The organism is Humitalea sp. 24SJ18S-53 (assembly GCF_050632385.1).
Taxonomy (GTDB): Bacteria; Pseudomonadota; Alphaproteobacteria; order Acetobacterales; family Acetobacteraceae; genus Humitalea.
Genome location: NZ_CP192599.1, coordinates 4,071,648 through 4,096,260, shown reverse-complemented (window position 1 = coordinate 4,096,260; position 24,613 = coordinate 4,071,648). Strand labels below are relative to the sequence as shown.

27 protein-coding genes are annotated in these 24,613 nt (G+C 67.8%); 11 read left to right on the top strand and 16 right to left on the bottom strand.

The window, feature by feature from the left end:
• Positions 1 to 128 precede the first annotated feature (128 nt).
• From pgsA to ACQW02_RS19455, 4 genes are all read right to left on the bottom strand, one after another.
• The gene (pgsA, locus tag ACQW02_RS19470) at positions 129 to 710 is read right to left on the bottom strand and encodes a CDP-diacylglycerol--glycerol-3-phosphate 3-phosphatidyltransferase (protein WP_431281571.1); all 582 of its coding nucleotides are present in this window, start codon (positions 708 to 710) and stop codon (positions 129 to 131) included.
• A gap of 12 nt (positions 711 to 722) precedes the next feature.
• A complete protein-coding gene (gene uvrC, locus ACQW02_RS19465; protein ID WP_431281570.1) occupies positions 723 to 2,648 on the bottom strand; it encodes an excinuclease ABC subunit UvrC in 1,926 nt (641 codons plus the stop codon).
• 356 nt (positions 2,649 to 3,004) lie between these two features.
• Positions 3,005 to 3,439, bottom strand: coding sequence for a dihydroneopterin aldolase (gene folB / locus ACQW02_RS19460; protein WP_431281569.1), 435 nt, complete (start codon positions 3,437 to 3,439; stop codon positions 3,005 to 3,007).
• Positions 3,436 to 4,212, bottom strand: a complete 777-nt coding sequence (locus ACQW02_RS19455; RefSeq protein WP_431281568.1) for an SDR family oxidoreductase — start codon at positions 4,210 to 4,212, stop codon at positions 3,436 to 3,438. The genes folB and ACQW02_RS19455 overlap by 4 nt, the downstream gene beginning before the upstream one ends.
• A 97-nt stretch (positions 4,213 to 4,309) precedes the next feature.
• Between ACQW02_RS19455 and ACQW02_RS19450 the strand changes: the two genes are divergently transcribed.
• Positions 4,310 to 4,633 carry a hypothetical protein gene (locus ACQW02_RS19450; protein ID WP_431281567.1) on the top strand — a complete coding sequence of 108 codons (324 nt, stop codon included), beginning with the start codon at positions 4,310 to 4,312 and terminating at the stop codon, positions 4,631 to 4,633.
• A gap of 136 nt (positions 4,634 to 4,769) precedes the next feature.
• On the top strand, positions 4,770 to 5,267 hold the full coding sequence (locus ACQW02_RS19445) for a hypothetical protein (RefSeq protein WP_431281566.1): 498 nt from the start codon (positions 4,770 to 4,772) through the stop codon (positions 5,265 to 5,267).
• Between the two features lie 14 nt (positions 5,268 to 5,281).
• Here the strand turns inward: ACQW02_RS19445 and ACQW02_RS19440 are convergent, their stop codons facing one another.
• From ACQW02_RS19440 to ACQW02_RS19390, 11 genes are all read right to left on the bottom strand, one after another.
• Complete coding sequence (locus tag ACQW02_RS19440; protein ID WP_431281565.1) at positions 5,282 to 6,547, bottom strand: caspase family protein; 1,266 nt, start codon at positions 6,545 to 6,547, stop codon at positions 5,282 to 5,284.
• Positions 6,548 to 6,603: 56 nt separating this feature from the next.
• A complete protein-coding gene (locus ACQW02_RS19435) occupies positions 6,604 to 7,392 on the bottom strand; it encodes an ABC transporter ATP-binding protein (protein ID WP_431281564.1) in 789 nt (262 codons plus the stop codon).
• The gene (locus ACQW02_RS19430) at positions 7,392 to 8,165 is read right to left on the bottom strand and encodes an ABC transporter permease (protein ID WP_431281563.1); all 774 of its coding nucleotides are present in this window, start codon (positions 8,163 to 8,165) and stop codon (positions 7,392 to 7,394) included. The genes ACQW02_RS19435 and ACQW02_RS19430 overlap by 1 nt, the downstream gene beginning before the upstream one ends.
• Positions 8,165 to 9,115: an ABC transporter substrate-binding protein gene (locus ACQW02_RS19425; protein WP_431281562.1), complete on the bottom strand. Its 951-nt coding sequence runs from the start codon at positions 9,113 to 9,115 to the stop codon at positions 8,165 to 8,167. Before ACQW02_RS19425 ends, ACQW02_RS19430 begins: the two co-directional genes overlap by 1 nt.
• A 139-nt stretch (positions 9,116 to 9,254) precedes the next feature.
• Positions 9,255 to 9,464, bottom strand: a complete 210-nt coding sequence (locus ACQW02_RS19420; RefSeq protein ID WP_431281561.1) for a hypothetical protein — start codon at positions 9,462 to 9,464, stop codon at positions 9,255 to 9,257.
• 127 nt (positions 9,465 to 9,591) lie between these two features.
• The gene (locus tag ACQW02_RS19415; RefSeq protein ID WP_431281560.1) at positions 9,592 to 11,259 is read right to left on the bottom strand and encodes an MFS transporter; all 1,668 of its coding nucleotides are present in this window, start codon (positions 11,257 to 11,259) and stop codon (positions 9,592 to 9,594) included.
• A gap of 461 nt (positions 11,260 to 11,720) precedes the next feature.
• Complete coding sequence (locus ACQW02_RS19410) at positions 11,721 to 12,128, bottom strand: MarR family transcriptional regulator (protein ID WP_431281559.1); 408 nt, start codon at positions 12,126 to 12,128, stop codon at positions 11,721 to 11,723.
• 128 nt (positions 12,129 to 12,256) lie between these two features.
• A complete protein-coding gene (locus tag ACQW02_RS19405; RefSeq protein WP_431281558.1) occupies positions 12,257 to 13,633 on the bottom strand; it encodes a leucyl aminopeptidase family protein in 1,377 nt (458 codons plus the stop codon).
• 193 nt (positions 13,634 to 13,826) lie between these two features.
• Entirely contained in the window at positions 13,827 to 14,618 is a 792-nt protein-coding gene (locus tag ACQW02_RS19400; protein ID WP_431281557.1) for an SGNH/GDSL hydrolase family protein, read from the bottom strand.
• Positions 14,619 to 14,692: 74 nt separating this feature from the next.
• On the bottom strand, positions 14,693 to 15,148 hold the full coding sequence (locus ACQW02_RS19395; protein ID WP_431281556.1) for a MaoC/PaaZ C-terminal domain-containing protein: 456 nt from the start codon (positions 15,146 to 15,148) through the stop codon (positions 14,693 to 14,695).
• Positions 15,145 to 16,032 carry an alpha/beta fold hydrolase gene (locus ACQW02_RS19390; protein ID WP_431281555.1) on the bottom strand — a complete coding sequence of 296 codons (888 nt, stop codon included), beginning with the start codon at positions 16,030 to 16,032 and terminating at the stop codon, positions 15,145 to 15,147. Before ACQW02_RS19390 ends, ACQW02_RS19395 begins: the two co-directional genes overlap by 4 nt.
• Positions 16,033 to 16,181: 149 nt before the next feature.
• Between ACQW02_RS19390 and ACQW02_RS19385 the strand changes: the two genes are divergently transcribed.
• The 9 genes from ACQW02_RS19385 to ACQW02_RS19345 all read left to right on the top strand — a co-directional run bounded on the left by ACQW02_RS19385 (position 16,182) and on the right by ACQW02_RS19345 (position 24,200).
• Entirely contained in the window at positions 16,182 to 16,637 is a 456-nt protein-coding gene (locus tag ACQW02_RS19385; RefSeq protein ID WP_431281554.1) for an SUF system Fe-S cluster assembly regulator, read from the top strand.
• A 12-nt stretch (positions 16,638 to 16,649) separates the two neighbouring features.
• Entirely contained in the window at positions 16,650 to 18,143 is a 1,494-nt protein-coding gene (gene sufB, locus ACQW02_RS19380; RefSeq protein ID WP_431281553.1) for a Fe-S cluster assembly protein SufB, read from the top strand.
• Position 18,144: 1 nt separating this feature from the next.
• Positions 18,145 to 18,894 carry a Fe-S cluster assembly ATPase SufC gene (gene sufC / locus ACQW02_RS19375; protein WP_431281552.1) on the top strand — a complete coding sequence of 250 codons (750 nt, stop codon included), beginning with the start codon at positions 18,145 to 18,147 and terminating at the stop codon, positions 18,892 to 18,894.
• Positions 18,891 to 20,138, top strand: a complete 1,248-nt coding sequence (sufD, locus tag ACQW02_RS19370) for a Fe-S cluster assembly protein SufD (RefSeq protein ID WP_431281551.1) — start codon at positions 18,891 to 18,893, stop codon at positions 20,136 to 20,138. Before sufC ends, sufD begins: the two co-directional genes overlap by 4 nt.
• The gene (locus ACQW02_RS19365; protein WP_431281550.1) at positions 20,138 to 21,385 is read left to right on the top strand and encodes an aminotransferase class V-fold PLP-dependent enzyme; all 1,248 of its coding nucleotides are present in this window, start codon (positions 20,138 to 20,140) and stop codon (positions 21,383 to 21,385) included. The genes sufD and ACQW02_RS19365 overlap by 1 nt, the downstream gene beginning before the upstream one ends.
• Positions 21,385 to 21,852: a Fe-S cluster assembly sulfur transfer protein SufU gene (sufU, locus tag ACQW02_RS19360; protein WP_431281549.1), complete on the top strand. Its 468-nt coding sequence runs from the start codon at positions 21,385 to 21,387 to the stop codon at positions 21,850 to 21,852. The genes ACQW02_RS19365 and sufU overlap by 1 nt, the downstream gene beginning before the upstream one ends.
• The gene (locus ACQW02_RS19355) at positions 21,845 to 22,213 is read left to right on the top strand and encodes an SUF system Fe-S cluster assembly protein (protein ID WP_431281548.1); all 369 of its coding nucleotides are present in this window, start codon (positions 21,845 to 21,847) and stop codon (positions 22,211 to 22,213) included. Before sufU ends, ACQW02_RS19355 begins: the two co-directional genes overlap by 8 nt.
• Before the next feature lie 15 nt (positions 22,214 to 22,228).
• The gene (locus ACQW02_RS19350; RefSeq protein WP_431281547.1) at positions 22,229 to 22,597 is read left to right on the top strand and encodes a HesB/IscA family protein; all 369 of its coding nucleotides are present in this window, start codon (positions 22,229 to 22,231) and stop codon (positions 22,595 to 22,597) included.
• A gap of 112 nt (positions 22,598 to 22,709) precedes the next feature.
• Positions 22,710 to 24,200 (top strand): MFS transporter, encoded by a 1,491-nt coding sequence (locus ACQW02_RS19345; RefSeq protein WP_431281546.1) that lies wholly within the window; start codon positions 22,710 to 22,712, stop codon positions 24,198 to 24,200.
• Positions 24,201 to 24,206: 6 nt separating this feature from the next.
• On the opposite strand, the gene ACQW02_RS19340 is transcribed toward ACQW02_RS19345, so the two are convergent.
• Positions 24,207 to 24,530 carry an NIPSNAP family protein gene (locus ACQW02_RS19340; RefSeq protein WP_431281545.1) on the bottom strand — a complete coding sequence of 108 codons (324 nt, stop codon included), beginning with the start codon at positions 24,528 to 24,530 and terminating at the stop codon, positions 24,207 to 24,209.
• Between the last annotated feature and the right edge of the window lie 83 nt (positions 24,531 to 24,613).

The window sequence follows — 24,613 nt, the reverse complement described above, 5'->3', positions numbered from 1 at the left end:
CGCCAAGGGCGCCCTCTGGTGTATTTCGTCAGGGCGCCAAGGGCGCCCCGTGGTGTATTTCGTCGGGGTGCCAAGGGCGCCCCGAAGATATCTGGTCGCGGCGCCGAAGGCGCCCGCATGTCATTTGGTCAGGGTTTGGTTGCGGCGCCGGCATGGCGCAGCCCCGCGGTCAAATAGTCCCAGCCGGTGACGAGCGTCAGCCCGGCCGCGACCCATAAACCGGCCTCCCCAAGGAAGTTTAGCGGCAGCCAGCCCAGGCCCACCAGGGGGGCCGCCGAGTCCCCGGCGAGAAGCACGCCGAGGGCGCCCATCTGCACGCCGGTCTTCCACTTCGCCAGCGGCGTGACCGGCAGGCCGACGCGCAGGGAGGCGAGGTATTCGCGCAGGCCGGAGACCAGGATCTCACGCAGCAGGATGACGATGGCCGGGACCAGGCCCAGGATGGACAGGTGCCCGTTGCCGGCCAGCAGCATCAGCGCGGCACCGACCAGCAGCTTGTCGGCGATCGGGTCCAGCATGCGGCCGAAATCGCTGGTCTGTTGCCAGTCGCGGGCGAGCTTGCCGTCGAAGTAATCGGTGATGGCGGCGATGGCGAAGACCGCGCAGGCGGCGAGATCCCCCCAGGGCTGGCGCAGCATGGCCAGGACCACCAGCAGCGGGATGGCGGCGATGCGCGAAAGGGTCAGCAGGTTCGGCAGGTCGGTCGGCAAATGCTCGCGCCCTCAGGTCGCACTGCTTGTAGCCGCCTCGGCGCCCGGGTGGAAATGCTCGTAGACGCGGCGGGCCGTCGCGGGGCCGATGCCGGGGCAATGGGCCAGGTCTTCCAGCGACGACTGGCGCACGCCGCGGGCGCTACCAAAATGGTTCAGCAGGGCGCGCTTGGTGGCGGGGCCAACGCCGGGCACGTCGTCCAGCTCGGATTTGACCATCGCCTTGGACCGGCCGGCGCGGTGGGTGGTGATGGCGAAGCGATGCGCCTCGTCGCGCAGGCGTTGCAGATAATACAGCACGGGGTCGCGCGGCGGCAGTTGGATCGGCGCGCGCCCGGCCATGTGGAACCATTCGCGCCCGGCATCGCGGTCGGGACCCTTGGCGACGCCGATCAGGGGGATGTCGTCCACGCCGAGTTCGGCCAGGACCTCACGCGCCGCGTTGAGTTGGCCGAGGCCGCCGTCGATCAGCACGAGGTCGGGCCAGGATTCGCCGTCGCGGCCGGGGTCTTCCTTCAGCGCGCGGCCAAAGCGGCGCTCGAAGACTTCGCGCATCATGGCAAAGTCGTCGCCGCCGCCGACGGGGCCGGCGGCCTTGATGGCGTATTTGCGATAGGCGGATTTGATGAAGCCGCCGGGGCCGGCGGCGACCATCACGCCATAGGCGCTGGTGCCCTGGATGTGGCTGTTGTCGTAGATCTCGATGCGGGCGGGCGGCTCGGCCAGGTCGAAGACGCGGGCGACGCCCTCCAGCAGGGCGGTCTGGGCGGTGCCTTCGGCCAGGCGGCGTTCCAGGGCCTCGCGTGCGTTGGTCTCGGCGTGTTCGACCGCGCGGGCCTTGTCGCCGCGCTGGGGGCGATGGAGTTCGACGCGCCGGCCGGCGCGCAGGGCCAGGGCCTCGGCGATCAGGGGGGCGTCGGTGGGGTCGTGGCTGACCAGCACCAGCGGGGGCGGCGGCATGTCGTCGTAGAGCTGCGCCAGGAAGGCGCCCATGACCTGCGAGGGCGGCACGTCGCCGCGGGCATAGGCCGGGAAGAAGGCCCGGTTCCCGTTGTTCCGGCCTCCCCGGTAGAAGAACACCTGCACGCAGGATTGCCCGGCGGCCTGGTGCAGCGCCACCACATCGGCGTCCCCCATGCCATCCAAATTGATGCGGTCGGTGCCCTGGATATGGGTCAGGCCGCGGATACGGTCGCGCAGGGCGGCGGCGCGTTCGTATTCCATGCGTTCGGCGGCGGCCTCCATCTCGGCGGCCAGTTTCTTCTGGATGGAGGGGGTTTCGCCCGACAGGAACAGCTTCGCCTGGCGGACGAGTTCCGCGTAGTCGGGCTGGCTGATGCGGCCGACGCAGGGCGCCGAGCAGCGGCGGATTTGATACAGCAGGCAGGGGCGGGAGCGGGTGGAGAAGACCGTGTCGCGGCAGGAGCGCAGCAGGAAGACGCGCTGCAGGGCGGTCACCGTCTGCTTCACCGCCCAGGCGCTGGCAAATGGCCCCCAGTAGGAGGCGCCGGGCTTCTTCTCGCCCCGGTGCTTGGCGATCTGGGGGTAGGGATGCGCCTCGGTCAGCACCAGCCACGGGTAGGACTTGTCGTCGCGCAGGACGATGTTGAAGCGCGGCCGCAGCCGCTTGATGAGGTTGGCCTCCAGCAGCAGGGCCTCGGCCTCGCTCTTGGTGGTGATGACCTCCAGCGACACGGTGTCGGCCACCATGCGGCGCAGGCGTTCGGGCAGGCGGGCGGGACGCGTATAGGCGGCGACGCGTTTGCGCAGGGCCCGCGCCTTGCCGACATAGAGCGCGGCGCCGGCGGCATCGAGCATGCGATACACACCCGGGCCGGGCGGCAGGTTCGGCAGGGCGGCGATCAGCACCGCGGCGCCCAGCAGTCCCGGGGGCAGCGCCACGGGGGCAGCGTCCGGCGGGGGGGCGTCGATGGGCATGGGCAGGGCGATACTAGTGCCTGGGGGCGGCCGCAAGGCGCTGCCTATTTCCGGCACCTGTTATCCCCGAACCTTGTGGATAAGTCTGTGGGCGGAATGCTGCGGAACCCCCGGGAGTCCATGTCATCTGCCGGTAACAGCAGGTTGCCACGCAATTAAGCAAAAAACCAAATCATTGATTTCGTTGAATAAACATCCGAAACCACGAAACTCGCTCGTCAAGATGTAAGTTGCGATTGACTGGAATGATACCGTCGTTGCAGCCAGGGAGCACGGTGGATGAATTGCGGGCGGGGGCGGCTGTGCCGACCGCAAGTTGCTGATGCCATGCCGAAAGATACGTGATCGATGCGACGTCAGTCCGGTTGCGGCTTTGGCGTTTCCGCAACCCCGGCGCGTCGTCGCCGTTCGACCGTCACCCCAACGGAAGAAGCGTCGTGCAGGATATCCGGCTTGGCGGCGGTCACCCGGGCGACCAGCACCCGCGGATCGTCCAGCGCCGCGACGGCGATGCGTTCGGCCAGGGTTTCGACCAGCCGGGTGTGGCCGTCGGCGACGATGCGACGGGCGGCGGCGACAACCGCCGCGTAGTCCACCACCCGGGCCAGGCGGTCCGGCCCGATGCCGTCGGGCGCGTGTTCGTCGGTGACCGCCAGTTCGATGTCCAGGATCAGCCGCTGCGGGGCCACCTGTTCCTGCGGATAGACGCCCAGCCGGGCAAGGACAGTCAGGCCGCGAACGAAAACCCGGCGGATGCCGGCGTCGGCGTCGGGCGCGAAGGGGATGCTCATTCCTCAGGCATGCCATGAATCGACCGCGCTGCCCATTGCAGATGCTGGCCGCCATCCAGCGCGATCATCTGGCCGGTGAAGGATGGCATGGCCAGCAAGGCCAGGGCGACGGCCGCGACTTCGTCGGGGCTGGTGCCGCGGCCGAGGGGGACGGAGGCGCATTGCGCGTCGAACTGCGCCTGGGATTGGCGGGGCGATGGCACGGCCGGGCCGGGGCCGATGGCGACCACCCGGATGCGGGGGGCCAGCGCCAGGGCCAGGGTCTGGGTCAGGGTCCAGAGCGCGGCCTTGGAGACGGTGTAGGAGACGAAATGCGGGGTCAGCGACCAGACCCGCTGGTCGATCATGTTCAGCACCACGCCTTCGGCCACATCGGGCAATTGGCTGGCAAAGGCCTGGGTGAGCACGAAGGGGGCGCGCAGGTTCGGTTCGATATGCTGGTCCCAGGTGGCCCTGGTGGCGTCGGCGATCTCGTCGCGTTCGAAGGTGCTGGCGTTGTTCACCAGCACGCCGATGGGGCCGAGGGCGGCGGTCGCCGCGGGCAGCAGGGCGGTGGTGTCGGCTTCCTGGGTCAGGTCGGCGCGCAGGGTGACGGCGCGGCGGCCGAGGGCGCGGATGTCGGTGGCCGTGGCCTCGGCGTCCTGGTCGCTGGTGGAGAAATGGATGGCGACGTCGAAGCCCGCCCCGGCCAGCGCCAGGGCGATGGCGCGGCCAAGGCGGCGGGCGCCGCCGGTCACGAGGGCGGTGCGGGGGATGGCTGGGGCGATCATCATGCAGGTTACATAGCGCGGGATCGGCCGGCGTCACCTGTGGTTGACCCGGCCACGCGCGATGGAGGAGGGTCCGCGCGCATTCAGCGGGAGGCACGGCATGCGACGGATGGCGATGATGGCGGTGGTGTTGGCGGCGGGGCCGGCGATGGGCCAGGGGCTGCCGCAACTGCCGGGTGGCATTCCCGGGTTGGGTGGCGGTGGTGCCGCGACGCAGGGCAATGGCGGCAGCGAGTTCTGCCAGCGGGTCGGTCGGGCGGCGATGTCCTGCCGGTCGGGGGGAATCGCGATCACCGACCTGACGGGGCTTGGCACCTGCCTGGTGCGGACCCTGCCGGCGGCGGATTCGATGCGGGTGGCGCAGGCGGCGCAGCGGGCGCAGGGGAATCCGTCGTCGGTGCTGACGGAATGCGGGGTGCGGTAACGGCGGCATCGCCGTCGTTTCCGTCCAGGATCCACAATCCGACTCGCAAGGCCCGACACCTTGCGCGACACTGATCCTCCCGGTGTCGTAATAAAACGGGCGGGCCGTTTGGCCACCGGGCGTGGGAGACACTCCGATGCCCTGGACACCACGACGCCTGCGGCGCGGCCTGTTGCTCGGATCGCTTTTGCTGGCGGTCGCCTGCCAGTCACCGGCCCCGCCGCCGCCGGATCATGCCTCGGTCGCAAGTATCGACATGATCGACAGCGACGCCTTCGACACGCAGCTCCGGCGGGCGATGGCGGACCGCACGACGCGCATCGTCGTCCGGCCCTTGCCGCAGCCGAGGACGGACAGCATTCCACCGCGGCTGAACACATGGCTGACGGCCGTGGCGGAGCGCGGCGGCCAGGTCATCGTCGTCGGTCCCAACAGCGTGGATCCGAGCACGGGTGAGTCCACACGCTCGGTCGCCGTGGTGCTGGAGCTTCTGAACCCGCTGTTGGAGCGGCTGTTCGTGGTGGTGCAGAATCGTATCCAGTATGCCCCGGCCTCCGGATACGAAGTCGCGTTGGTCGTGGTCCCCGGGTCTGCCAATATCCAGAGCGTCGTGTTTCGGCGTAAGGCGACTTGACGAGGTTGCGAGCGCTATTCGACCCGCGGTACGTGGACGACGATCGGGGTGAGGCCCGGTTCGCCTGGCGGGGGCGTGCCATGCACCATCACACTGTTCGGTCCCTGCCAGGACATGCGAAACGTCCATGGCCCCGTGAAGGTGAGAGCCTCCGCCGTGACCCGCCCGACGAACCGCCTGAATGTGCCGGGGCGCGTCGGATCGTGGGACCGTTCGGTCGGTCCTGATTGGGCGTAGATGACCTCCGCCGTGCCGTTCGCTTCGTCGACCCGCGGGATGATGATCATCTGATGGCGGCCGACGCGGTTCCAGCGCTCCGCAGCACCCCATGCGCCGACCCAGTGCCCCAGGCTGCCCGCGCGTTCGGCATTGCCGGGCGGAATGTCGCGCGGCAAGGGAATGCCGCGCTCCGCCGCGACGCGCCGTGCGACGGCCCAATTGTCGCGCCCCGCGGCGGTGCCCGGCGGGCGCAGCGTAGGGAGCACCGCCGGCTGGGTCGTGGGTGCTGGCGCTTGCTGGCCGCCTTGGTGTGCGCGCAGCACAACGTCCGACACGAGCGACGAATTGTCCCAGGGCACCTGCCGTCCACCGGTGGCCTCCACCACGCTGCGCCGGACGCGGGTCATGATCTGGCGGATATCGAGGCCAGGCTCCGCCAGATGGCGGACCAAGGCCGTGGTGAAGGGGCTGTTTCGCTCGTTCCCATCAGCCGCGACGGTGCCGGGTGCGGTGGCGAAGGCGATCAGCGTCCCGAGATCGGCGGTTTCGACCCTGGCGAGGCCGCGCGCCAGGGAGCGGCTCCCTGACAGGCCCTGCATATTGACGGCAAAGGGATTGTCACGGCAGGCGTCGAGGAACAGCAGGCGTGCCTGCGCACCCTGCATCGCCCGCAGCACCGATGTCACGGCGATGGCCTGGAAATCCAGGTCGTTGACGGAGCCGAGGCGTGCCTCGACCGGGATGAGGAAGTTCTCGCCCCGCGCCTCGATCCCATGTCCGGCGAAGAAGAAGGCTGCGATCTCAGCCCCGGCGGCGGCGCGGCTGAAGCGTTGTAGAGCGGCCTCCACGGTCGGACGGTCGGCGTGTTCCAGGATCTGGACGGAGAAATCGAGAGATCGCAGGACGCGCGCCACATCCTGCGCGTCGCGGCCGGGATTGGGCAGTCGGGGGACGGCCTGGTAGGCGCCGTTGCCGACCACGAGAGCGACGCGCCGGGCGGTCTGCGCGTTTGTGGGCAGCGCGATCATCGCCAGCAGGAGGACCAACAGGACGCGCCGCATGGGGCTTGCTCCGTTCCGGCACGGACCTAACCGCAGGCGCTGCGATGGCGCAACAACTACCCGGCGGCCGCCTTGCGCACTTCCTCCCTGATCTCCCCCATCAACCTTGCCTTCAGGCTGGCGAATTCCGGTGACGTCTTCACGGTCCAGTCGCGCGGATAGGGCAGGGGCACATCCACCACGGCCTTCACCCGGCCGGGGCGGGCCGACATGACCAGGACGCGGGTGGCGAGGAAGACCGCCTCGTCGATGTCATGTGTCACGAAGAGCACGGTCTTGCGGTCGCCCTGCCAGATTTCCAGCAGCAGTTCCTGCATCAATTCGCGGGTCTGGTGGTCGAGCGCGCCGAAGGGCTCGTCGAGCAGCAGCATCTCGGGGTCGTTGGCGAGGGCGCGGGCCAGGGCGGTGCGCTGCTGCATCCCGCCGGAGAGTTGCTTGGGCCAGTGCCGTTCGAAGCCGCGCAGCCCGGTGCGGGCGATCAGGCGGCCGGCGATCTCGGCCTGTTCGGCTTCCGGCACATCGCGTTCGCGCAGGCCGAAGCGGATGTTCTGTTCGACCGTCAGCCAGGGGAACAGGGTGTAGGACTGGAACACCATGCCACGGTCCGGCCCTGGGCCGGTGACGGGCACGCCATCCAGCGTGACCTGGCCCGCGGTCGGGCGGTCCAGCCCCGCGACGATGCGCAGCAGGGTGGATTTGCCGCAGCCGGAGGGGCCGAGGATGGCGACGAATTCGCCGGGGGTGATGGTCAGGTCGGTGGGCTGCAACGCCAGGGTCGGCGTGCCGCCGCCCTGGGCCGGAAAGGTGCGGGTGACGCCGGCGATGGAAAGGACCTTGTCCGACATCAGATCACCGCCCAGGGGAAGAGGCGGCGGTTCAGCGCCTTGACCAGGAAATCGGTGACGAGGCCGATGGCGCCGATGGTGACGATCCCAAAAATCATCTGGCCGGTGTCGAGCAGTCTTTGGCTGTCCATGATCATGTGGCCGATGCCGGATTGCGCGCCGATCAATTCGGCGACGATCACGTAGGTCCAGGCCCAGCCGAGGACGAGGCGCAGGGTCTCGGCCACCTGGGGGGCGGCGGAGGGGATGATGACCCGCAGCACGATGCCGCGGGAACGGGCGCCGAGGGTGCTGGCGGCTTCGACCAAATCGCGCCTTGTGGCTCCAGCGACGACGGCGACCATGATGATGATCTGAAAGACGCTGCCGATGAAGATGACGGCCAGTTTCTGAGCCTCATCCACCCCTGCCCAAAGGATCAGCAGCGGGATGAAGGCGGAGGCGGGCAGGTAGCGGGCGAAGGAGACGAAGGGTTCGAGCAGGGCCTCGATGGGTTTGAAAGCGCCCATGGCGAGGCCGAGCGGCACCGCGATCACGGCGGCCACGACAAATCCGCCGACGACGCGGAAAATGGTGATCGCGATGTCGCCCGCGAAACCGAACTGGGTGAAGAGCGCCCAGCCCGCCTCCAGGGTCTTGCCCGGCGAGGCCAGGAACAGCGGCGGCACCAGCCCGCCATAGGTCACCACCGACCAGGCCGCGAGGAAGGCGGCGAAGAAGGCGATGCCAAGGGCGATCCGGGTCGGCTGGCCGACCGGGCGAAGTGGCTGCATCAGGCCCGGATGAAACGGTCGTCGAAGAGCGCCGGCACGTTCACATCGGCGCGCAACACGTTCACCTCGCGCAGCACGGTATGCGCCTTGTTGGCGAAGGGCAGCAGCCCGCCGGACCAGTATTCGCGGTTCTTCGCCTGGTCCAGCCATTCGATATACTGGGCGGATGCGGCGAAGGCTTCCGGGGTCTGGTTGACGCGGCGGCCCATGATTTCATTCGACCGGGTGGGGTCGCGCTGGATCATGTCGAGCGCGGCGAACCAGGAGGCGACGACACGGCGCACGGCATCGGCATTGGCGGCGATGAAGGCGGGCTGGAAGGCCAGGGTATCGACGACGCAGGGGTAATCCAGCGTGGTCGCCAGGATTTTTCCGCTGGGGCCCATGCCGCGGACCTGGGAGAGGTAGGGCTCGTAGGTCGAGCAGCCATCGAACTGCCCGGCGACAAAGGCCTGGGCGGCGGGCTGCGGGGCCAGGGTGGGGGTCTGGACGTCGCGGATGCTCATGCCATTTTCGCGCAGCATATAGGCCAGCACGAAATACGGCGTGGTGCCGGCGCCATCGACCGCGATGGTCTTGCCGCGCATGTCGGCCCAGGTGTTGATCGCCGGGCGCACCGCGACGCCGTCGCCGCCGCGCGAACGGTCCAGCACCAGCACCTGCACCAGCGGGATGGCGCTGGACCACTGGATCATCGTGTCCACGGTGGTGACGACGCAGTTCAGCGCGCCGGAGGCAAGCGCCAGGTTGCGTTCGCGCTGGGGGACGAAGCGGGTGGTGACCTCGACGCCATTGGCTTTGAAGATCTCGGCGCCCTCGGCCAGGGTCAGGGGGGCGAAGCCGGTCCAGCCGCTCATGCCGATGGTGATGCGGGGCAGGGCCTGGGCGCCGACGAGGGCCGGGGTGGCGAGCACGCCGGCGGTGCTGGCGAGGATGGTGCGGCGAAGCATCGGTGGTCTCCTTCGGGCATGACCCGAGGAGGATCATGGGCGGTTGGCCGTATGACAAGCAAAAGCCGGACCGTTGCCGATCCGGCCTTGGCTGGTTCCGGACGTTACGCGCAGGACAGGCGCGCCGCCAAGCGGTGGTTCAGCGGGCGGTGACCGCGCCGATGGCCGCGCCGCCGGCGCCGCCGAGCAGGGCGCCGGTCAGCAGCGAGCCGCCGGTCAGCGCGCCGACGGCGGCACCGCCGGCCGCGCCGATCGCACCACCCGACAGGGCGCGTTGTTGCGTGCGGTTCATGTTGGAACAGCCGGCCAGGAGCAGGGCGGCGAGGGCGAGGCTGAGCGTGACGCGCATGAAAGCATCCCTTGATGTGACCCGGAGACGTTCGGCGGCGCATGTGGCGACCTTGCGGCGGGAACAAGACGCAAAACGGCGCCGGGGTTGCCCCCGGCGCCGCCGTGTTGGTCTGGTCGCGGTGGGATCAGTGGCGCGCGGGCGCCGGCTCCCCCGCCAGGGTGGTCACGTCATCGTTGAAGATGTCGCGCTTGTAGGTCTCGGGCACCATGAAGATGCCGATCACCACGGTGCCGAGCGCCACCACGATCGGATACCAAAGCCCGAAGTAGACGTCGCCCGTCTGCGCGATCATGGCGAAGGCCGTCGCCGGCATCAGCCCGCCGAACCAGCCATTGCCGATATGATAGGGCAGCGACATCGACGTGTAGCGGATGCGCGTGGGGAAGAGTTCCACCAGCGCCGCCGCGATCGGGCCGTAGACCATGGTCACGTAGATCACCATCAAGGTCATGATGGCGATCAGCACGGCCGGCTGTTCGCGGAAGATGTCGAAGGGCGAATTCATCTTCACGACAGTCGGGTTGGACGCCGCCGGATAGCCTGCGGCGGTGAGCGCCGACGCGAGTTCGGCGGCAAAGGTCGGCGTGCCGGCCACGATCGGCGCGCCGCCCGCGATGCGGATCGAGGCGACGGTGCCCTGCGGGACCGGTTCGACCCGGTAGTTCACCGAGGCCCGCGCCAGCGCCGCCTTGGCGACGTCGCAAGGCTTGGTGAAGGTCACCGTGCCGGTCGGGTTGAACTGGAACGAACAGTCGTTCGAGTTCGCGAGGACCCGCACTTCGATGTTCGCATGCGCCGCGGCGAGGGCGGGGTTCGCCTCCGCGCTGAGCAGCTTGAACAGTGGGAAGTAGGTCAGGGCGGCGATCAGGCAGCCGCCGAGGATGATCGGCTTGCGGCCGATCTTGTCGGACAGCCAGCCGAAGAAGACGAAGCCGCCCGAACCGAGCACCAGCGACCAGGCGACCAGCATGTTCTGGGTGAAGGGATCGACCTTCAGCACCTGGCCGATGAAGAACAGCACGTAGAACTGGCCCGTGTACCAGACCACGGCCTGGCCGGCGACGAGGCCGAGCAGGGCGAAGAGCGCGATCTTGGCGTTCTTCCACTGACCGAAGGCCTCGCTGATCGGCGCCTTGGAGCCGGTGCCCTCTTCCTTCATCTTCTTGAAGGCGGGGCTTTCCTGCATCTGCAAGCGGATCCAGACCGAGACGCCGAGCAGCACGATCGACAGCAGGAAGGGCACGCGCCAGCCCCAGGCGCGGAAGTTGTCGGGACCGACGGCGATCTGGGTGAACAGGATCACGATCAGCGACAGGAAGAGGCCGGCCGTCGCGGTGATCTGGATGAAGCTGGTGTAGAAGCCGCGCCTTCCATTGGGCGCGTGTTCCGCGACATAGGTCGCGGCCCCGCCGTATTCACCGCCGAGCGCCAGGCCCTGCAACAGCCGCAGCACGATCAGCACGACCGGGGCGATGATGCCGATCTGTTCGGAGGTGGGCAGGATGCCGACCAGGAAGGTCGAGGCGCCCATGATCACGATGGTGATGAGGAAGGTGTACTTGCGGCCGACGAGGTCACCCAGGCGGCCGAAGACCAGCGCGCCGAAGGGCCGCACCAGGAAGCCCGCGGCGAAGGCCAGCAGGGCGAAGACGTTGCGCGTCGATTCCGGGTACATGCCGAAGAAGTTGGCGCCGATGACGGCTGCCAGCGACCCGTAGAGGTAGAAGTCGTACCACTCGAACACCGTGCCGAGCGAGGAGGCCAGGATGACCTTCCGTTCCTCTTTGGTCATCGGGGCTGTCTTGACGGCCCTTTTTGTCATTGTCCCCGACATGCGCCGGTCTCTCCCCTTATTGTGTTTCTTCTGCTCGTCCTACGCGCATGGCGGACCTGCGCCTGACACAAGCGTCATAAACGCTTATGAAAAGAATACGAAGGGGAGCGTTATGGGGAGGATGGCCTGACGTGAAATCGTTGCAACCAGACCTGTCGAAAACATAACATATTAGACATGTTTTGACGACGCCCAGCCGCGGACGGCAAGGGGCGCTTGGGTGGTGCTGTCGGGGGCCGTTGGGTTTTCATGGCCAGGCCATAGTCCGGCACAGCCGGCCGGTGATCGCCCGTCGTGAGCGTGGCCAAGAGACTGACGCCGCACGGTCAAAACATGACAGAACGGTAACTTTACGGTATGAAAAACCCCGCCAGCGGGGCAGCCTGCGCATGGCCGGCTGCCCGCTGTGGCTGGATGGGTCAGACCGCCTTGCGGGCGCGCGCTTCCGTATTCGCCGGCAGGCCAGGCACCACGCCGCCGGTCCGGATCGCCTGTTCGGCATCGGCCATCGTCGTGCGCAACTCCTTCAGCAGGGCGGACCCCTTGACGGTGCGCTGCACCAGGACGCTGCGGCGATCGGCGGGGTCGGTCTTGCGGCGGGCCAGGTCCAGGTCGCCCAGGCGGTCGAGGGCGCGGGTGATCGCCGGCTTGGACACATTCAGCGCCGCGGCCAGGCCACGCACCGTATGCGGACCCTCATCGAGGTAGACGGTCAGGAACACGGCCTGCTGCCGGGCCGACAGATCCGGGCCATCGCGGCGGACGAGTGCCACTGTGGTGTCCCTGAGGACGGTGACCAACTGGTCGGGGGAGAGAATGACGGTCATTCGACATGTCCTTTTCTTGTTGTTCGGCGTGGCGTAGCGCCTTTGCCGAGGCTTGAGAAGATTGTTGTCATGCGCCCTTTACGGCACATTCGGGGCTGATTGCCACCAATGTCTGGAAAACTATCCAGTTACTTGTCACGCGACTGGTGCGTAACGCTTGCGCTATTTGCTCCGGATCTGTCACGGCCTGTTGACAGCCACGCCGTGACGCCATCGAGCAGTGTGCGTAGCCCGGGACACTCGCCACCCTCGGGTCGTCCGGCACGTGATGTATCGTTCCATGCATAAGTATCAATATGCGCCCAGGGAACCCCCTCTGGCACAAACCTGCGAAGGAACAGGGCCGCGATAACAGCGCCGGCCATCGGTTTAGACGCGACGTTATTCATATCTGCTACCGAACTGTCCAGCCACGAATCGTAACTGGAATGCAAGGGTAGCTGCCACACGGGATCGTGGACACGTTTTGCACTGTCAAGCAAGCATTGCAACAATGGCGCATCATCTGTGAACAATGCCGGAAGGTCGGGCCCGAGCGCGACCCGGGCGGCCCCCGTCAGGGTCGCCGCGTCGAGGAGCAGCGCCGGCCGTTGTTCGGCCCCATAGGCAAGAAGATCGGCCAGAACCAGGCGACCTTCCGCGTCTGTATTGCCCACTTCGACAGTCAACCCGAGGCGGGTGCGCAACACGTCGCCGGGGCGGAAGGCATCCGGGCCGACGCTGTTTTCGACCGCGCCCACCAGCAGCAGCAGCCGCAGGCGGGTCTTGGCCGCCATCAGCACATCGGCGAGCGCCAGCATCATGGCCGCCCCACCCATGTCCTTCTTCATCCGGCGCATGCCCTCGGCCGGCTTCAGATCAAGCCCGCCGGTGTCGAAGCACACGCCCTTGCCGCACAGGACGACAAGCGGATCGGCTGGATCGCCGCCTGGGTGACTCCAGCGCAGCATCGCGACGCGCGGTTGCCGGCCGGGGGCCGCGGCACGCCCGACGGCATGCAGCGCGGGAAAGCCGGTGGCGACCGCATCGCCTTCGATGAGGTCAAACTGTGCGCCGTGCCGGGCGGCGACCGTGGCGACGGCATCGGCCAGGGCGGCGGGGCCGCCATCCTCGGCCGGGGTGTTGATCAGGTTGCGCGCCATGCAGATGGCGTGGGCCTGGGCGACCGCCGCCTCGGTCCCCGGGGGGATGGCCAGAAGGGCGGGGGTGGCGGATTTTCGGCTGCGGTACCGGTCGAAACGATAGGCGCCGAGCAACCAGCCGAGCGTTGCCGCCATCGGATCGGCGCCGGAGGCCAGGCGCCACACGCTGGCCTCCGGCAGTGCCAGCGGCAGGCCGCCATAGGTCCAGGGGCTGTCCAAGGCGGCATCATCCAGGCCCAGCACGGCGCCGGCGACCCCGCCGGGGCCGGGCAGCAGCATCACGCTTCCGGCCTTGGCCGCGAATCCCGCCGCGCGCAGGAAACCGGCCTGGTCCGGCGGCAAGCTGTCGAGGAATGCCGCCAACCCGGCTGGCGCCACGGCATGCAATGGCCGTGCAACGGAACCCGCAGCCGCCAGGCCCGGCGTCTGGACGGGCTGTGCCGTGTCAGCATCGTTGCAGTTGAGTTGTAATGACATTTTACAGGACTAAATTTACACCACTGATTGCGTCAAGTGCGAATGCAAGGGGGAATGAATATAATGCTTGTAGCGGCCGTTACGGCATGCGCGACGCCATTGGTGTCAAAGCCGCCGGCTGCGGCGGCAGGCCCTGCACGATGGCCACTGTGATTGCCGCGGCCAGGCAGGCATAGCCGCGGTCATTGTGATGCAGCGCGTCGGCGGTCAGCATTGCTTCGGGCGGGGTGCCGCGCGCGGCCCAGGCATCCATCAGCGCGCCACGGCGGAACAGGGCCACGCCTGGGCGATTCGCCAGGTCGGCCAGCACCTGGTCGAAGGCGGCGCGTTCGGGGGCGGCGTGCGACCAGGCGCCGCGCTGGCTGTCGACCAGCAGCACATTCGCGCCGGCGGCCACGGCGCGCTCCACGCCGACGGTCATCATCTCGCGGAAACGGTCGGGCGAATGGCGGCGCAGGGCGCCATTGGTGCCGACCTGCCAGATGATCAGCGCGGGGTCGTGGGCCAGGGCATCGGGCTCCAGCCGCAGCAGCATTTCGGCCGCGTCCTGGCCGCCGATGCCCTTGTTCAGCACGGTGATCTCGCGCCCCGGCAGGGCGGCGCGCAGCCCCGCCTGCAAACGGGCCGGGTAGGTCGCATCCGGCCCCGAGGCGCCGCTGCCCTCGGTCGAGGAGGAGCCGAGGGCGACGATGGTGATGGGGCGCCGGGCGGCGAGGTCGGCGGCGAGTTCGGGCAGGCGCACCGGTTCGGGCGCGGTGGCCGGGCAATCATGCGCCATTGTCGGCCCTGCCAGGCCGGCAATCAGGGCCAGGGCCAGGGCCAGGGCCAAGCCGAGGCGGCGCCGGCGGCTGGCCGGTGCGGTCTGTGTCATGGCGTCAGGATCCGGGGGAAGCGCATGAGGGGAAGATCATGCAAAGATAGGGCCGTTGCGGCCACGTCATAGCCCTAGCGCTTCAAAAAATGGGTGCCGGTCGCGTCCAGCACGATCACCCCATCGGCCGTCCGCGTCGCGACATAGCGCAGCCGGGCGATGCCCAGGCTGGCGCGGCTGGCGGAGGGCCGCAGGTCCAGCACCTCCACCCGCACGGCCACTTCCTCATCCGGGCGGAGGGGGGCGGGCCATTTCACATCCATCTGGTTGCCGCCGAGGGAGACGTCGGCGATCAACCCCGAGGTGATCAGCCGGCCAAAAACCGCCGAAAGCGTGTGCAGGCCGGAGGCGACCAGTGTGCGGAAGATGCTCTCGGCCGCCGCCGCGTCATCAAGGTGGAAGGGCTGCGGGTCGAAGCGCGTGGCGAAGGCCAGCACCTCTTCCCGCGGCAGCGACAGGGTGCCGAGGTCGAAACTGTCCCCCGGCGCCAGATGGTCCAGCGAGGCGATGCGCGGGACCGTGCCGCTCACTTCTGGCCGCCGCCCAAGATCCCGCCGGCCTGGGTGCTGGGGTCGCGCAGCGGCCAGCGGCCGGCATCGACCATGGTGACGAAATCCAGCACGGCGCGGTTGAAGGCGTCCGGGTCCTCCAGGTTCATCGTGTGCCCGCAATGCGGCATGACCAGCAGCGCCGCCGAGGCAATGGTGCGCTTGAGGAACAGGGCCGGTTCCAGGGTGGGGTCGTCCTCGTCGCCGGCGATGATCAGGGTGGGCACCTTCATCGCGGCGAAACCGGCTTCCAGGTCGCCCAGGGCGGGGCGGACGCGCTGGACGCCCAGCATGGTATTGGTGCTGCCCAGGGTCGAATGTTCGGCCAGTTGGGCGATGAATTCGGCGAAGCCGCGCGGGTCCTTGCGCTCGTATTGCAGGCGGGTCGGGCCGCGGCCGTAGATGTCGGCCATCTTGTCCATGCCCTGGTCGCGGATTTTTCCGGCGGTGATTTCGACCTCGGCCTGGAATTGCTCTCGCTTGCCGGGGGCGGCGCCATAGCCGACGCCGGCGGCGACCAGGCTGCGGGCGAGCGGGGCGTGGCGCAGGCCGAGATGCAGGGTAGCAAAAGCGCCCATGGACAGGCCGACGACATGAGCGGGGGCCAGGTTCAGGCCCTTGATGATGGCGGCGATGTCGTCGGTCGCGCGGTCCTGGCTGTAGGAGGCCGGGGTGGGCGGCACATCCGACGGCAGATAGCCCCGCGCGTCGAAGGCGATGCAGCGGTAGCGACGGGAGAAGAAGCGCAGCTGCGGCTCCCAGGACCGGTGGTCGCCGGCGAATTCATGGACGAACACCATCGGCGTGCCTTCGCCGACATCCTCGTAATGCAAGGCAACGCCATCATCGGTGGTCAAGTAAGGCATGTGGCTCCGTCCGGTCTGGGTTGCGCGCATCCTGTTCGCGGTGACGCGATGCGGCAAGACGCGCTGCTTGACGTAGCGGGGGGGCGGGCGCATTTGCCACCCATACGGGACTATTGCAGTCCGGTATCATTCGAGAGGATATTGGTGCGGTGTTGCGCCTGTCGAAACTGACGGATTACGCCGTGGTGGTGATGACCCGGCTCGATGATCTGGGCGGTGCGGCTTCGGCCCCCGGGCTGGCGGCGGCGACCGGGATCGCGGAACCGACCGTGGCCAAGGTGCTGAAGGTGCTGGCGCAGTCCGATCTCGTCATCAGCACGCGCGGTGCCCAGGGCGGCTATCGCCTGGCGCGGCCGCTGTCGTCGATGCCGTTGTCGGATGTCATCGTCGCAGTGGATGGGCCGATCGCGTTGACCGCCTGCGTCGATGGCGCCATTGGCGGCTGCGATGCGGAGGCGACCTGCCCGGTGCGTGGCCGGTGGGACCCGGTGAACGCGGCCGTACGGGCGGCCCTGTCAGCCATCACCCTGGCCGATCTGCAACGCCCGGCACCGACCCCGCACAAGACTGCCCACATCGCCGCCAGTTCGCTGGCCGCCGAGTAGGACGACAAAGATATGCCCGCTGTCGCCGAGACCCTCGAAACCGTCCAGACCGTCAATGATGGCGGCTACAAATGGGGTTTTGAGACCGACATCGAGATGGAGTTCGCCCCCAAGGGGCTGAACGAGGACATCGTTCGCTTCATCAGCGCCAAGAAGGAGGAGCCCGAGTGGCTGCTGGAATGGCGGCTGAAGGCGTTTGCGCTCTGGAAGACGATGGAGGAGCCGCGTTGGGCGGCCGTCGGCTACCCCAAGATCGACTACCAGGATGCGTACTACTACGCCGCGCCGAAGACCAAGTCCGCGCCGAAAAGCCTGGAAGAGGTCGATCCTGAACTGTTGAAGACCTACGCCAAGCTGGGCATTCCGCTGCGCGAGCAGGAATGGCTGCAAGGCATCGCGCCGAGCCCGGACGCCGAGACGGGGCGAATGCCGGTGGCGATCGACGCGGTCTTCGACAGCGTGTCGGTGGCGACATCCTACAAGGAACGCCTGGCCAAGGACGGGATCATTTTTTGCGCGATCAGCGAGGCGGTGCGTGAGCATCCCGAGTTGGTGCGGAAGTACCTAGGGTCCGTGGTGCCGCAGGGCGACAATTTCTTCGCGGCGCTGAACTGCGCGGTGTTTACCGATGGGTCGTTTGTCTACATCCCCAAGGGCGTGCGCTGCCCGATGGAGCTGTCCACCTACTTCCGGATCAATGCCAAGAGCACCGGCCAGTTCGAGCGGACCTTGATCATCGCGGATGAGGGCAGCACGGTTTCCTATCTGGAAGGCTGCACCGCGCCGATGCGCGATGAGAACCAGTTGCACGCCGCGGTGGTGGAACTGGTCGCGCTGGATGATGCGACGATCAAGTACAGCACGGTCCAGAACTGGTATCCCGGCGATGCCGAGGGCAAGGGCGGCATCTACAATTTCGTCACCAAGCGGGCGGCCTGTCGCGGCGCGCGCAGCAAGGTGTCATGGACGCAGGTGGAAACCGGCAGCGCCATCACCTGGAAGTATCCTTCATGCATCCTGCAGGGCGAGGGTTCGGTCGGCGAATTCTATTCGGTCGCCATCACCAACAACCGCCAGCAGGCCGATACCGGGACAAAGATGTTCCACATCGGCAAGAACACCAAGTCCACCATCGTGTCGAAGGGCATTTCGGCCGGGCATGGGCAGAACACCTATCGCGGGTTGGTGCGGATCGGCGCCAAGGCGACGGGCGCGCGCAACTACACCCAGTGCGACAGCCTGCTGATCGGCGACCAGTGCGGCGCGCATACCGTGCCCTATATCGAGAACCGCTGTCTGACGGCGAAGGTGGAACACGAGGCGACGACCAGCCGCATCGCGGAAGACCAGTTGTTCTACTGCCGCCAGCGCGGGCTTTCGCAGGAAGACGCGGTCGGCATGATCGTGAACGGCTTCTGCCGCGAAGTGCTGAAGGAATTGCCGATGGAATTCGCCGTCGAGGCCCAGAAACTGTTGCAGATTTCTCTTGAAGGAAGTGTTGGCTGACATGTTGCGGATCGAAAATCTCCACGTCGAGGTCGAAGGCAAGCGGATCCTCAACGGGCTGACCTTGACCGTGCCGTCGGGCGAAGTGCACGCGATCATGGGCCCGAACGGGTCGGGCAAGTCCACGCTGTCCTATGTGCTGGCCGGGCGCGGCGGGTATGAGGTGATCGAGGGTACCGCCACCTTCGAAGGCCAGGATTTGCTGGCGATGGAGCCGGAGGAGCGGGCGGCGGCGGGGTTGTTCCTGGCCTTCCAGAGCCCGGTGGAACTGCCGGGTGTCGGCAATGCGACCTTTCTGCGCACCGCGCTGAACGCGATCCGTCGCGGCCGTGGTGAGTCCGAATACGACGCCATGCAGTTCCTGAAGATCGTGCGTGGAAAAATGGCGGCGCTGGGCATGAAGGACGAGATGCTGAAGCGCGGCGTCAACGAAGGCTTTTCCGGCGGCGAGAAGAAGCGCAACGAGATGCTGCAAATGGCGCTGCTGGCGCCGAAATTCGCGATCCTGGATGAGACGGACAGCGGCTTGGACATCGATGCGCTGAAGCTGGTGTCTGATACGGTGAACATCATGCGCAGCCCGGCGTTCTCGGCGCTGGTGATCACGCATTACCAGCGCTTGCTGGACCATATCGTGCCGGACCGGGTGCATGTGCTGTCGGCCGGGCGGATCATCACCTCGGGCGGGCCGGATCTGGCGAAGAAGCTGGAAGTGGAAGGCTATGCCGGCGTGGTGAAGGCGGCGGCATGAGCGCGATGGCGACGGGGGCTGCGGGGTTCCTGGGGCGGTATGAGGGCCTGCGGGAGCAGTTGCCGGGTGGGCGGATGGTCGCCGTGGCGCGGCTGCGCGCGGCGGCGGCCGAGACCTTCCGCACCCTGGGCTTCCCGACCCGCCGCGCCGAGGCGTGGAAATACACCGACCTGAACGCCATCGCCCAGGCGCCGTTCCACGAACCGCTGACCGCCGTGGATGGCGCAGTGGCGCTGCCACCGGAGACGGGGGCGCAGCGGGCGGTGTTCGTCGATGGCCGGTTCCGCGCGGATTTGTCCACGCACCAGGCGACGGTCGGGGCCGATCCGCTGGCCGCGACATCCGGCATCGCCGATGCCGCGCTGCCGATGGTGGCGCTGAACAGCATGCTGTTCGAGGACGGACTTTTGCTGGACCTGCCGGCGGGGACCGATGGCGGCACGCTGGATCTGATTTCGGCGTCGGATGCGCATCCGGTGGCGTTTCATCCGCGGCATGTGATCCGGCTGGGGGCTGGGGCGAGCCTGTTGCTGGTGGAGCGGAATATCTCCGCCGCCGGGGTCGCCGTGCTGCACAACCCGGTGTTCGAGATCGACCTGGGGCCGGGGGCGCGGCTGACGCATTTGCGGCTGAATACCGAGGCGCCGGAGGCCTTTCACCTGGCGAATATCGCGGTGCGCTGCGCGGCGGGTGCGACCTATGACAGTTTTGCCCTGAACCTGGGCGGGCGGATCACGCGCAATGAATTGCATGTGGCGCTGAACGGGACCGGGGCGGCGGCGCATCTGAATGGCGCGCAATTGCTGGATGGGACGCGGGTTTGCGATACCTCGACCTACCTCGACCATGCCGCACCAGGCTGTGCGAGCCGGCAGACGTATAAGACCGTCCTGGCCGGGCGGTCGCGGGGGGTGTTCCAGGGCAAGATCCTGGTGCGCCAGATCGCGCAGAAAACCGATGGCTACCAGATGAACCAGGCCCTGCTGCTGAGCGAGGAGGCGGAGATGGACGCCAAGCCGCAGTTGGAAATCTACGCCGATGACGTGAAATGCAGCCATGGCGCCACCATCGGCGCGCTGGACGAGGAAGCGCTGTTCTTCCTGCGCAGCCGCGGCATCCCGCAGGCGGAGGCGCGGATCCTGTTGGTGGAGGCCTTTGTGCAGGACGCCATTGCCCAGATGCCGGAAGAGGCCGCGCGCGACGCCGTGCGCGATGTGCTGGCACGTTCATGGAAGGCCGCGTGATGGACGGCGCGCTGCACCCCGGCCTGGACGTCGCGCGCATCCGCGCCGACTTCCCGATCCTCGGCACCAGCTCGCCGCGCGGCAAGCCGCTGGTGTTCCTGGATTCCGGGGCCAGCGCGCAAAAGCCGCGGCAGGTGATCGCGGCGATGACGCGCTGCATGGAAACCGCTTATGCCAATGTGCATCGCGGTGCCTACAACCTGTCGGAAGTGGCGACGGAGGCTTTTGAGGCGGCGCGGGTGGCCGTGCAAAAATTCATCAATGCCGCGGATAGCCGGGAGATCGTCTTCACCCGCAACAGCACCGAGGCGATCAACATGGTCGCCCATGGGTATGGGCGTGGCGTGATGACGCCGGGCCAGGCGGTGGTGGTGTCGGAGATGGAGCACCACGCCAACCTGGTGCCCTGGCAGATGCTGCGGGATGCGGGGCGCGGGATCGAATTGCGCGTCTGCCGCATCACCGATGCGGGCGAGTTGGACCTGGGCCATCTGGAGGAATTGCTGGCCGATGGGCGGGTGGGGCTGGTCGCCGTCACCCATATGTCCAACGTGCTGGGCACCGTGGTGCCGGCCGAGCGGGTGGTGGCGCTGGCGCATGCGAAGGGTGCCAAGGTGCTGCTGGATGGCAGCCAGGCGGCCGTGCACCGGCGGCAGGATGTGCAGGCCATCGGCTGCGATTTCTATGTTTTCACCGGGCACAAGCTGTATGGCCCCACCGGGATCGGCGTCTTGTGGGGGCGGCTTGGGCTGCTGGAGGCGATGCCGCCGCTCTATGGCGGGGGCGATATGATCGCCGAGGTCACGCTTGAAAAATCCACATGGGCGCCGGTGCCGGCCAAGCATGAGGCGGGGACCCCCGCGATCATCGAGGCGGTGGGCTTGCATGCCGCCATCGACTACGTGAACGCCATCGGCTTCGACGCGATCGAGGCGCATGAGCGCATCCTGACCGACCATGCCATGGCGGTGCTGTCGGCGGTGCCGGGGTTGTCGATCCTGGGGCGGGCGCAGGACAGGGGGGGCGTCTTCGCCTTCACGCTGGAGGGTGCGCATCCGCATGACCTGTCCACATTGCTGGATCGCGCCGGGATCGCGGTACGCGCGGGGCGCCATTGCGCGGAGCCGTTGCACGCACGACTTGGGGTGGATGGGTCCTGCCGCGCCTCCTTTGGCATGTACACGACCTTGGCCGAAATCGACTTTCTGGCCGAGGCCCTGGGTCATGCCCGAAAGTTTTTTGCCTGATGTTCGATGACCTGCGCGACCTCTACCAGGAGGTCATCCTCGACCACGGTCGCCGCCCGCGGAATTTTCGCAGGCTGGAGAACGCGACGCGTCACGCCAAGGGCGACAACCCCCTGTGCGGTGACCGTATGGAGCTGTTCCTGGCTCTGGGCGAGGACGGGCGCATCGCCGATGCTGCCTTCCAGGGGCGGGGCTGCGCGATCAGCGTGGCCAGCGCCAGCCTGATGACGGAAACCGTGCGCGACAAGACGCCCGACCAGGCGCGGGCGCTGGGGGCGGCGTTTCGCGAATTGGCGATGACCGGCGCCTGCCCCCATTGCGATCCGGCGCTGGCCGATGACATGGAACGGTTGTCGCCGCTGTCCGGCGTGCATGAATTCCCGTCGCGGGTGAAATGCGCGACCCTGGCCTGGCATACGCTGAACAACGCGCTCGACGGCAGCGCCGAGGAGGCACGCAGTGAGTGAGAACCCCGTGACGGCCCCAGTGCACGCGACCTGGACACCGGAAGGCGAGGCCCTGCCGCGCGTGCCGGAAGTCGCGGTGATCGACATGATCAAGACCGTTTTCGACCCGGAGATCCCGGTCGATATCTATGAACTCGGCCTGGTGTATGCGGTCGAGATCGGCGACGACGGGAAGGTGAAGGTGGAGATGACCTTGACCACGCCCTCCTGCCCCTCGGCGCAGGAATTGCCGCAGATGGTCGAGGAATCGGTGCGGATGGTGCCGGGCGTGACCGATGTGACGGTCGAGGTCGTCTGGGATCCGCCCTGGGATGCGACGCGGATGAGCGAAGACGCGCGCCTCGCGCTCAACATGTTCTGAGGGGGGTTTCGCACGATGAGCACCACCACCACCGAAACCCGCGCCCGCCGCCCGCTGCCGCCCCTGATGCGGATCAGCGATGCCGCCGCCGAACGGCTGCGCGCGCTGTATGACAAGGCCGAGGGCGGGCAGTTGCTGCGCATCGCGGTCAAGACCAAGGGCTGTTCGGGCATGTCCTACGACCTGAACTGGGTCGATGCGCCCGGTGCGGGGGATGAGACGGTGACCGACCAGGGGCTGACTATCCTGGTGGACCGCAAGGCGACCCTGTTCCTGATCGGGACGGTGATGGATTATGAGGTCAAGGCGATGAGCGCCGGCTTCACCTTCATCAATCCGAACGAGAAGGGGCGGTGCGGTTGCGGGGAGAGTTTCCACGTCTGACCCCCGCGGTTGACGGACCCCACTGGCCGCGCGACAGACTTGCCGGCGACGCGATAGGGGAAAGTCCAATGACGCTCGGTTCCAGCATCCCCTCGGTCGTGGCGTAGCCCGCGTGGCGGAGGGCGGCGGCGACCAGGTTCCGCGCGCTGTCTTTTTCCGCCTGTTTCCCTCCATCGCCGTGCCGATGTTCCTGGCCGCGGTGGACCAGACCATCGTGGCGACCGCATTGCCGGCCATCGCGGCCGATCTGGGCCAGGTGGAGCGTGTCCCCTGGGTCGTTGTCTCCTTCCTGATCGCGACCAGCGTCTCGGCGCCCATCTATGGGCGGCTGGGCGATGCCTATGGGCGGCGGCGGATGCTGCTGGGGGCGCTGGCGATGCTGCTGGTCGGCAGCGTGCTCTGCGCCTTTGCCCAGAGCATCGAGACGTTGTCGGCCGCGCGCGCGATCCAGGGGTTTGGCGGCGGCGGGTTGATGACCCTGTCGCAGGCGCTGATCGGGGAGACGATTCCGCCGCGCCAGCGGGGGCGGTTCCAGGGTTATCTGGCGGCGATCTTCCTCTGTGCCTCGACCATCGGGCCGTTGCTGGGTGGGTTGCTGGCGGAGAATTTCGGCTGGCGGTCGGTGTTCCTGGTCAACCTGCCGCTGGGCGTGCTGGCGGTGCTGCTGGCCTTGCGGCTGGAAAAGGGGCGGGCGCCGGGCGGGCGGTTTGGCGCGGTGCTGGATCTGCCGGGGGTGGCGATGTTTGCCGTGGCGGCGCCGGCGGCGCTGCTGGGGCTGGAATCGCTGCGGCATCCGACATCGTCGCATTTGATCACCGCGGCGGTGCTGCTGCCGCTGTCGGTGGTGCTGGTCTGGCTGCTGCTGAAATGGGAAGCCCGCGTCACAGCGCCGCTGCTGCCGATCGCGCTGCTGCGCAAGCCGGCGGTCTGGATGGCCGATGGGCTGGCGCTGTGCCACGGGGCGACGATGATCTCGCTGATCGCCTTCCTGCCGTTTTACTTGCAGGTGGTCCGGGGGGCGACGCCGGCGGAATCGGGCTTGATCCTGTTGCCGATGACCGGCGGCATCGCGGTGGGCGCGCTGATCGCGGGGCGGATCATGAGCCGGACGGGCGGGTTGATGACCCTGCCGAGTGTCGGGATGTCGTGCTTCGCGCTGGGGCTGTTCGGCTTGGCGGTGGCGCTGCCGGTGGTGCCGACGAATTGGTTGCCGGTCTGGTTCGCGGTCTTGTCGCCGATGCTGGGGACGGTGATGCCTGCGGTGCAGACCACGGTGCAGATGGCGGCTGGGGGCGCGCAACTGGGGGCCGCCGCGTCGTCGGTCGCGCTGGCGCGGTCGCTGGGGGCGGCGGTGGGGGCAGCGTTGACGGGCACGATCCTGTTCGCGGCGGCGGCGCTGATCGCGGGGCCGGGCGGGATGGCGGCGGTGGTGACCCTGTTGGAATCGGGACCGGCCGGGGCCGCGACCCTGAGCGAGCAGGCGCTGGCGGTGGCGCGGGTGGACCTGGCCAGCGCCTTTCGCGTGGCGCTGGCCGCGATCGGCAGTTATGCCGCGATCGCGGCCGTGCTGGCCTGGCGCAACCCGCAGCGGCGGGTGGAGTAGACCCGTCTACGGCGCCCAGGCGAGCGTCATGAAGGGCGCGGGGAGCAGCAGCTTGTTCTCCTGCGTCAGCACAAGCGGCTGGACCTTGGCGATGTAGCCCTGCCATCCGGCATCGGCCATCAGCCGCGCACGGCGTTCGGTGCGCTCGGCCAGGCTTTCATAGGCCCACATGTGGATGACCTGGTTCAGCGGGCCGAATTCGGTCGAGTAATACCCGACCAGGCGCCCCAGGATGGGTTTCTGGATGGCGATGCCCTCCGCCTCGTAGAGCTTGAGGTAGGCGCCCACCTTGCCGGCGTGCAGCGTGTAGGTGCGTTGTTCGACGATCATCGTGACGTCTTCCTTGATGGCCCTTGCCAGGGCCGTTGGGTTGGTATTACCAATCTGGTATGACCAGTTCGGCGCCAAGTCAA